8 protein-coding genes and 2 tRNA genes are annotated in these 7,495 nt (G+C 57.5%); all 10 read right to left on the bottom strand.

Annotated features, from left to right (window positions below; translation table 11 throughout):
* Nucleotides 1–3: 3 nt before the first annotated feature.
* Nucleotides 4–80 (bottom strand) — tRNA-Pro (locus Q0C48_RS12550).
* A gap of 37 nt (nucleotides 81–117) precedes the next feature.
* Nucleotides 118–570 carry a MerR family transcriptional regulator gene (locus tag Q0C48_RS12545; protein ID WP_291524867.1) on the bottom strand — a complete coding sequence of 151 codons (453 nt, stop codon included), beginning with the start codon at nucleotides 568–570 and terminating at the stop codon, nucleotides 118–120.
* The gene (locus tag Q0C48_RS12540) at nucleotides 545–844 is read right to left on the bottom strand and encodes an integration host factor subunit alpha (protein ID WP_291508969.1); all 300 of its coding nucleotides are present in this window, start codon (nucleotides 842–844) and stop codon (nucleotides 545–547) included. Before Q0C48_RS12540 ends, Q0C48_RS12545 begins: the two co-directional genes overlap by 26 nt.
* A gap of 10 nt (nucleotides 845–854) precedes the next feature.
* Entirely contained in the window at nucleotides 855–3,254 is a 2,400-nt protein-coding gene (gene pheT / locus Q0C48_RS12535) for a phenylalanine--tRNA ligase subunit beta (RefSeq protein ID WP_291524865.1), read from the bottom strand.
* A 9-nt stretch (nucleotides 3,255–3,263) separates the two neighbouring features.
* Nucleotides 3,264–4,286: a phenylalanine--tRNA ligase subunit alpha gene (gene pheS / locus Q0C48_RS12530; protein ID WP_291524862.1), complete on the bottom strand. Its 1,023-nt coding sequence runs from the start codon at nucleotides 4,284–4,286 to the stop codon at nucleotides 3,264–3,266.
* A 20-nt stretch (nucleotides 4,287–4,306) separates the two neighbouring features.
* Nucleotides 4,307–4,666 (bottom strand): 50S ribosomal protein L20, encoded by a 360-nt coding sequence (gene rplT / locus Q0C48_RS12525; protein WP_012537291.1) that lies wholly within the window; start codon nucleotides 4,664–4,666, stop codon nucleotides 4,307–4,309.
* An 18-nt stretch (nucleotides 4,667–4,684) separates the two neighbouring features.
* Entirely contained in the window at nucleotides 4,685–4,882 is a 198-nt protein-coding gene (rpmI, locus tag Q0C48_RS12520; RefSeq protein ID WP_064219264.1) for a 50S ribosomal protein L35, read from the bottom strand.
* 9 nt (nucleotides 4,883–4,891) lie between these two features.
* Complete coding sequence (gene infC, locus Q0C48_RS12515) at nucleotides 4,892–5,392, bottom strand: translation initiation factor IF-3 (RefSeq protein ID WP_291508972.1); 501 nt, start codon at nucleotides 5,390–5,392, stop codon at nucleotides 4,892–4,894.
* A gap of 34 nt (nucleotides 5,393–5,426) precedes the next feature.
* Nucleotides 5,427–7,361 carry a threonine--tRNA ligase gene (gene thrS / locus Q0C48_RS12510; RefSeq protein WP_291524860.1) on the bottom strand — a complete coding sequence of 645 codons (1,935 nt, stop codon included), beginning with the start codon at nucleotides 7,359–7,361 and terminating at the stop codon, nucleotides 5,427–5,429.
* A 52-nt stretch (nucleotides 7,362–7,413) separates the two neighbouring features.
* Nucleotides 7,414–7,488, bottom strand: a tRNA-Val gene (locus Q0C48_RS12505).
* Nucleotides 7,489–7,495 lie beyond the last annotated feature (7 nt).

Below are 7,495 nucleotides of genomic sequence, written 5' to 3'. Positions count from 1 at the left end.
AATTGGTCGGGGCGAGAGGATTTGAACCTCCGACCACCTGAACCCCATTCAGGTGCGCTACCAGGCTGCGCTACGCCCCGCGAGAGTCCGTAATGTACTGCCAAAACGCCGCCCAGGTCAATGCCTGTGACCGCACAAATCCAATAATGCCAACAACTCCCGGCGCAAGTATTGCCAGCGTTTGCGGCCTTCTATAACACCCACAGAGAGATCCGCCATCTCCAGATTCAGTTGCCCATGATTTTCTTCATGGTGCTCGCCACGGTGGGCGCGCACCAGTTCTTGCAATCGTTCACGCGCACCGTGGATAGTATAGCCTTCGCCGTACAGCAGGGCGCGAATCTGTCTCGCCAACAACAGATCGTGGCGCTGATAATAACGCCGATTACCTTTTCTTTTCAGTGGACTAAGCTGTGGAAACTCCTGCTCCCAGTAGCGCAGCACATGCGCCTTCACCCCACAGAGCAGGGCCGCCTCGCTAATGGAGAAATACCGCTTTTCCGGTATCTCCGGGAGTGGCGCGAGGTCTTTGCCCGCCTTTCCCTTAGCCGTTGTCCGGTTCGCTACCATTCACGTAGGCTTTGAGCTTTTGGCTCGGATGGAAAGTCACCACGCGCCGCGCCGTGATGGTAATCTCCACGCCCGTCTTCGGGTTGCGCCCGGGACGTGGATTTTTGTCGCGCAACGTGAAGTTACCAAAGCCCGAGAGCTTCACCTCTTCGCCCTGCGCCAGATTTTCACGAATGCCATCAAAAAGAGCCTCGACAATGCCTTTGGCTTCCCGCTTATTAAGCCCCATAGTCTCGAACAGCATATCCACGATTTCTGCTTTGGTAACCGCCATATTATTCTCCCTATGCCCTGAGTTCGATGGAACCGAGTCGCCGCACGGCAACCAGCAACCGGTCCATTTCTGCTTGTACGTCTGTCTCGGTCAACGTCCGCTCAGCATCCTGCAAGAGCAGCGCAAAAGCCAGACTGTACGTTCCTGCTGTCAGAGAAGGTCCCTGATAGCGATCAAAAATCGTGATCTGTTGCACAATACCCGATGCTGCTACCCGCATGGCGCTCAGCACCGTCCCTGCCAGAATGTCCCGCGGGATGACTAAAGCCATATCCCGCCGCAATGCGGGAAATGGCGACAAGGACGTGAACCTGGAGACATTCGTCAAGTTACTCAACCATTCCATATCCAAATAGAAGAAGAATGGTGATTTGTCCAGGTCATACTCCGCGGCCAGCATTGGATGTAACGCACCCAACATGCCCACCCGCTGATCTTCCACACAAATTTCTGCGGCCTGCCCCGGATGTAAAGCCGGGTGATCGCCCAGCGGCCGGAAAGCGAATTCCGTATCCGGCCAAAGCGCGAGCAAAGCACTCACGTCACCTTTCAGGTCGTAGAAATCGGCGGCACGCTGCGGCTGCGCCCAACTTTCCCGATCCGCTGTCCCGACAATACATCCGCCCAGGATAAGACGTTGCCCATCGGCAGAAAACACCCGTCCCAGTTCGAAAATCCGTACCCGATCCTGCTGCCGCTTCACATTAAACTGAAGCGCCTGCATCAAACCCGGCCAGAGACTGGCGCGCATGACGGCCAAATCCGCGGACAGCGGGTTGAGCAGGGTGGGTGCGTCGGCACCCGGCGTGAACAAATCTTGCGCCTGACGGGAGACAAAACTGTAGGTGATCACCTCATGATAATCACGTGCCTGCAAAACACCACGCAAAGTGGCTGGCTGCGGCCCCCGCGCCATGGGCAAGGGTTGCAATGTGCCCTCCGGACGATGAGCGGGCAATCGCTCATAGCCGTATATTCGGCCCACTTCCTCAATCAGATCTGCCTCAATGTGCAGATCAAAGCGGTGACTCGGAGAAAGCACCTGCCAGCCATCGTGGGTCCTGTTGACACGCAGTCCCAGACGGGTGAGGGCTGCCTCGACCACAGCATCTTCGTAATCCATGCCCAGGATCCGTGCCAGTCGGGCACGACGCAAGGGGATCGGCACATGCTCGGGTAACTGTCCCAGCACGGTGCAGGATCGTTCTGTCCGAAAATGTGCCGTACCTAGCGTCGCGAGACACTGCAGCGTGCTGCTGGCCACTACCGGCCCCAAGGCGAAATCCACGCCACGTTCGAAGCGCATGGCAGCATCCGTCTGCAAGCCCAAGCGGCGTGCACGCCCCTGGATGGCCTTAGGCTGGAAGAAAGCAGACTCCAGGACAATACAACGCGTCCCTGCCGATACCGAGGTACGCCGTCCGCCGATAATACCTGCGAGAGCCACCGGACCGGCGCTGTCGGCAATCACCAGCATATCGGACTCCAGCGGCAGATCCCTGCCATCCAGGGCATCGAGAATCTCCCCGGCCTGCGCCCAACGCACGTTGAGTCCGCCTTGCAGGGTATCGGCGTCAAACGCATGCAGAGGCTGCCCCGTTTCGAGCATTTTCAGATTCAGCAAATCCACTACCGGGTGGATACACCGCTGCCCCGCACGGCGCAGACGCTCACGTAAATGGTCCGGCAATCGTTCTGGAACACCCTCTATCCACAGGGCAGTATAGGAAGGGCAGGCGTTTTGCGCATCTGCGGCAATGTGCGGAGCGAAGCCTCCATTACCAGGGGCCGCGTTGTCCGGACCCACCATCGTCCATGCCGGCATCGGGCCATCATTCACAGGGCGGGACACAACCTCTGCGCCGAGGGCGAACAAATCTCTGGCCACTCCGGTTACGGACAATGCGTCGCCGCGATTCGGGGTAATCCCCAGAATCAGTATCTGGTCATCCAGATCGAGGTAGGACCGCAGATCGGCTCCGAGCGGCGCATCCGCATCCAGGACCAGCAAACCGCTGCTGCCGTCATCGAGCCCCAATTCCGCGGCTGCACAAAGCATTCCCTCGGAAGAAATGCCACGCAACGCAGAGATAGCAATAGAACGCCCATCGGGCAACAGCGCGCCAGGTAGAGCCAGAGGCACTCGCTGACCTACAGCCAGGTTATCCGCGCCGCAGACAACAGTGCGTAGCTGCCCGTCGCCCGCATCCACCTGCGCCACCCGCAGCTTACCGGCTTCCGGATGGGGTGCAATGGACTGAACGGCAGCAACGACCACCCCGTGAAAAGGCGGAGCAGCGTCTTCAACGGCCTCCACCTCAATACCGCCCATAGTCAGGCGTCGGGCAATTTCTTCCGTATCCCAGGAGGTGTCTAACAACTCACGAAGCCATTGTATACTGACGCGCATGGTGAGCCCTCAGGAAAATTGTTTGAGGAAGCGCAGATCGTTCTCGAAGAAGAGACGCAGATCATTCACTCCGTAACGCAGCATGGTGAGGCGCTCAACGCCCATCCCAAAGGCGAAGCCGCTGAAGCGCTCACCATCGACACCGGCACCCGCCAACACCGCCGGATGCACCATGCCGCATCCCAGCACCTCCAGCCAACCGGTCTGCTTGCAGACCCGGCAGCCAGATCCACCGCAAATTACGCAGCCGATATCAATTTCAGCGGAAGGCTCCGTGAAGGGGAAGTAAGATGGACGGAAGCGTACCGGGAGATCAGGCTTTGCGAAAAACTCCTGGAGGAAGTCCGCTAATAAACCGCGCAAGTCGGCGAAACTGGCATGCTCGTCGAGCAACAGGCCCTCGACCTGGTGAAACATCGGTGTGTGGGTGACATCGGAGTCGCGCCGGTACACTCGACCAGTGGCGATCATACGCAGGGGGGGCTGGTGAGTTTCTAGAAACCGAATCTGAACCGTCGAGGTTTGGGTACGCAAGAGACGCGCTGCATCCAGATAAAAAGTATCATGCATCGCCCGCGCCGGATGATCTTCCGGAATATTGAGCGCAGCAAAATTGTGGTAGTCATCCTCTATTTCGGGACCATCGCTGGTTTCAAAACCCAACCCGGAAAAATAATGTTCGATCCACTCCAGAGTCTGGCGAACAGGATGCGCACTGCCCCATGCTTCCCGCCGCCCCGGCAGCGTCACGTCCAGCCGTTCCTGCTGTAGGCGTGCCTGAATAACCGCTGCTTCGAGCCCTGCTTTGCGTTCCTGCAGAAGCGACTGCACCTCGGACTTGCGCTCATTGAGCAACTGCCCGACTTCTCGCCGCGCTTCGGGCGACAACTGGCCAAGTTGCTGCATGGCCTGGGTAAGAACACCCTTCTTACCGAGCCATTGCAGGCGGATCTGTTCCAAGGCATCGAGGTCGGAGGCCGCCGCGATCTCTCGGGCGGCCTCCGCGACGGAGGCTATGGATTGCAAAGACATCGCCATAGCCTTCGCCACCGTCAAGCTGCCAACTGGCCTTTGACTACCTCGACGAGACGGGAGAAGGCCGCCTTGTCACGCACGGCGATATCCGCCAGCACCTTGCGGTCGAGCTGGATACCCGCGCGCAGCAGACCATTCATGAAACGGCTGTAGGTCACGCCCTCAGAACGCGCCGCTGCATTGATACGCACAATCCACAAACTGCGAAAATCGCGCTTCTTGGTTCGGCGATCACGATACTCATAGGTCAGCGCCTTCATCACCGCCTGATGGGCGATGCGATAATTGCTCTTACGCTGACCACGAAAGCCCTTCGCACGGGCCAGAACTTTCTTGTGACGGGCGTGGGCGGTTACGCCACGTTTTACTCTAGACATGGTACTGTTCCTCTATCATCAACCGTAGGGAAGCATGCGCCGCAATGCGGCCTGGTCGCTGCCCGAAGTAACCAAGGTATGGCGCAGGTGGCGCTTCCGCTTGGTCGTCTTACTCGTCAGAATGTGGTTCAAAAAAGCCTGACGATGCTTAAATTTACCGGAGCCGGTACGCTTAAAGCGCTTGGCCGCCCCACGATTGGTTTTCATTTTTGGCACGATGGTCTCCTATTTTTTCCGCGGCGCGACAATCATCACCATTTGTCGCCCTTCCATGCGTGGCCGTTGTTCAACCACACCCACTTCTGTTAAATCTTTTTCAACCCGGTTAAGCACTTCCATGCCCAATTCGGGATGCGACATTTCACGACCGCGAAAGCGCAACGTAATTTTCGCACGATCTCCATCTTCAATAAAACGCAAAATATTGCGCAACTTGATCTGGTAGTCAGCATCATCCGTACGAGGGCGGAATTTAATTTCCTTCACCTGCGTCTGTTTCTGCCGACGTTTAGCGTCATGCTGGCGCTTGCTTTCCTGAAAACGAAACTTTCCGTAGTCCATAATCCGGCATACGGGAGGATCAGCTTGCGGAGCGATCTCGACGAGATCCAGTTCAGCTTCCTCTGCAGCAGCGATGGCTTCCATAAAGGATAACACACCCAACTGTTCTCCCTCGACACCTATCAACCGGACCCGCGCTGCGGTAATTTCCCGATTGATATTCACTTCTTTCTCTGTCGCGATCGCCTTATCCTCCTCGCTAGCCTTGCCACTCCAGGGTGTTCAACCGCTCCCGATCCATTTTCTGCAGAGCGGCACCCACAGCGCCTATGGTAAGGGCGCCGAGATCCTGGCCATTTCGATCCCGCACCGCCACCGTACCCGCTTCTTTTTCCCGTTCCCCGACCACCAGCAGATAGGGCACCCTACGCAAAGTATGGGCGCGTATCTTATAACCTATCTTCTCGTTTCTCAAGTCCGTTTCTGCCCGGATGCCGCGTTTCATTAATACGTCACTTACCGACTCGGCGTATTCCGAGTAATGCTCGCTGATGGGCAGCACCACGGCTTGCACCGGAGCGAGCCAGACCGGAAACTTACCCTCATAATGCTCAATGAGCACACCGAAAAAACGTTCGATGGAGCCGAAGATGGCGCGATGCACCATGATGGGCACCTTACGCGTGCCGTCTTCCGCCACATATTCCATGGCGAAGCGCTCCGGCAGATTAAAATCGAGTTGTACGGTACTGCACTGCCACTTGCGACCGATGGCGTCCTGAATCTTCAGATCGATTTTAGGGCCATAGAAGGCACCGCCACCCGCGTCCACCTGGTAGTCCAGGCCCGCGCGCTCCAAGGCATTGCGCAAGGCCTGGGTGGCAACGTCCCAAATCTCGTCACTGCCCACCGAGTGCTCAGGGCGGGTGGACAGATTGATTTCATATTGGCTGAAGCCGAAGGTGCCAAGAATTTTCCGGACCAGCGCCAGCACCGCACCAATCTCCGCTTCTATCTGGTCTGGCCGACAAAAGACGTGGGCATCATCCTGGGTAAAGCCGCGCACCCGCATCAAGCCATGCAGGGCGCCCGACATTTCGTGGCGGTAGACTGTGCCCAATTCTGCCCAGCGAATCGGCAGATCCCGGTAGGAATGCAGCTTGTCCTTGTAAATCAGAATATGAAAAGGGCAGTTCATGGGCTTGAGCTGGTAGGACTGCCCCTCATCCTGCATCGGATCAAACATGGACTCGGCGTAAAAGTCCTTGTGCCCGGAGGTATACCACAACTGCTCATGGGCAATATGCGGCGTATAGAGCAGATCGTAACCCGCATCGACATGGGCACTGCGCCAAAAATCCTCAATGATGCGACGGACTCGTGCGCCCATGGGATGCCAGAAGACCAGCCCACCGCCGGCATCTTCCTGAATGGAGAACAGTTCCAGTTCTGTGCCGATGCGCCGGTGATCCCGCTTTTCGGCCTCCGCCAGTTGCTGGAGATAGGCGTCAAGGTCTTTTTGCTGCGCCCAGGCAGTACCATAAATGCGCTGCAACATGGGGTTACGAGAGTCACCGCGCCAGTAGGCACCCGCTACCCGCTGCAACTTAAATGCCCCCAGAGCACCGGTGGATGGCACATGAGGACCACGACACAGGTCCACAAAATCGCCCTGACGATACAAACTCAACAACTCGCCTTCCGGAATGGCGCGGATGATTTCAACCTTATAGTCCTCGCCCATCTTTTCAAAGAGGGCAACGGCGTCTTCACGGGAGAGTAATTCACGCTGCACCGGGAGATTTTCTTTGACCAGTGCGCGCATCCGCTCTTCAATGGCTTCCAGATCTTCTGGTGTAAAACCACGCGGGAAGGCAAAGTCATAGTAGAAACCGTTATCAATGACCGGTCCGATGGTGACCTGGGCTTCCGGATAGAGGGACTGCACCGCCTGTGCCAGCAAATGCGCGGTCGAATGGCGGATCACCTCCAGGCCATCTGCGCTGTCGCGGGTAACAATCGCCACTTCAGCGTCCTGATCCAACACCTCCGAGAGGTCTTTGAGGGTGCCATTGACCCGCATGGCTACCGCAGCCTTAGCCAACCCGCTGCCGATCGTACGCGCCAACGCCAGCCCGCTCACAGGCTCTGCGAACTGACGATGACTACCGTCCGGCAACTGGATATCTGGCATAGCCCCTCCAAAGAAAAAGCACCAGCGAGCATTGCCCCTCTGGTGCGGGATTTGGTAGGCACGGGCGGTTTCGAACCGCCGACCTCTACCGTGTCAAGGTAGCGCTCTCCCCCTGAGCTACGCGCCTGCAGCCC

This window comes from Acidithiobacillus sp. (genome assembly GCF_023255755.1).
Classification (GTDB): domain Bacteria; phylum Pseudomonadota; class Gammaproteobacteria; order Acidithiobacillales; family Acidithiobacillaceae; genus Acidithiobacillus.
Note: the sequence above shows the minus strand (reverse complement) of the source record. Positions and strands in the feature narration are given on the sequence as shown.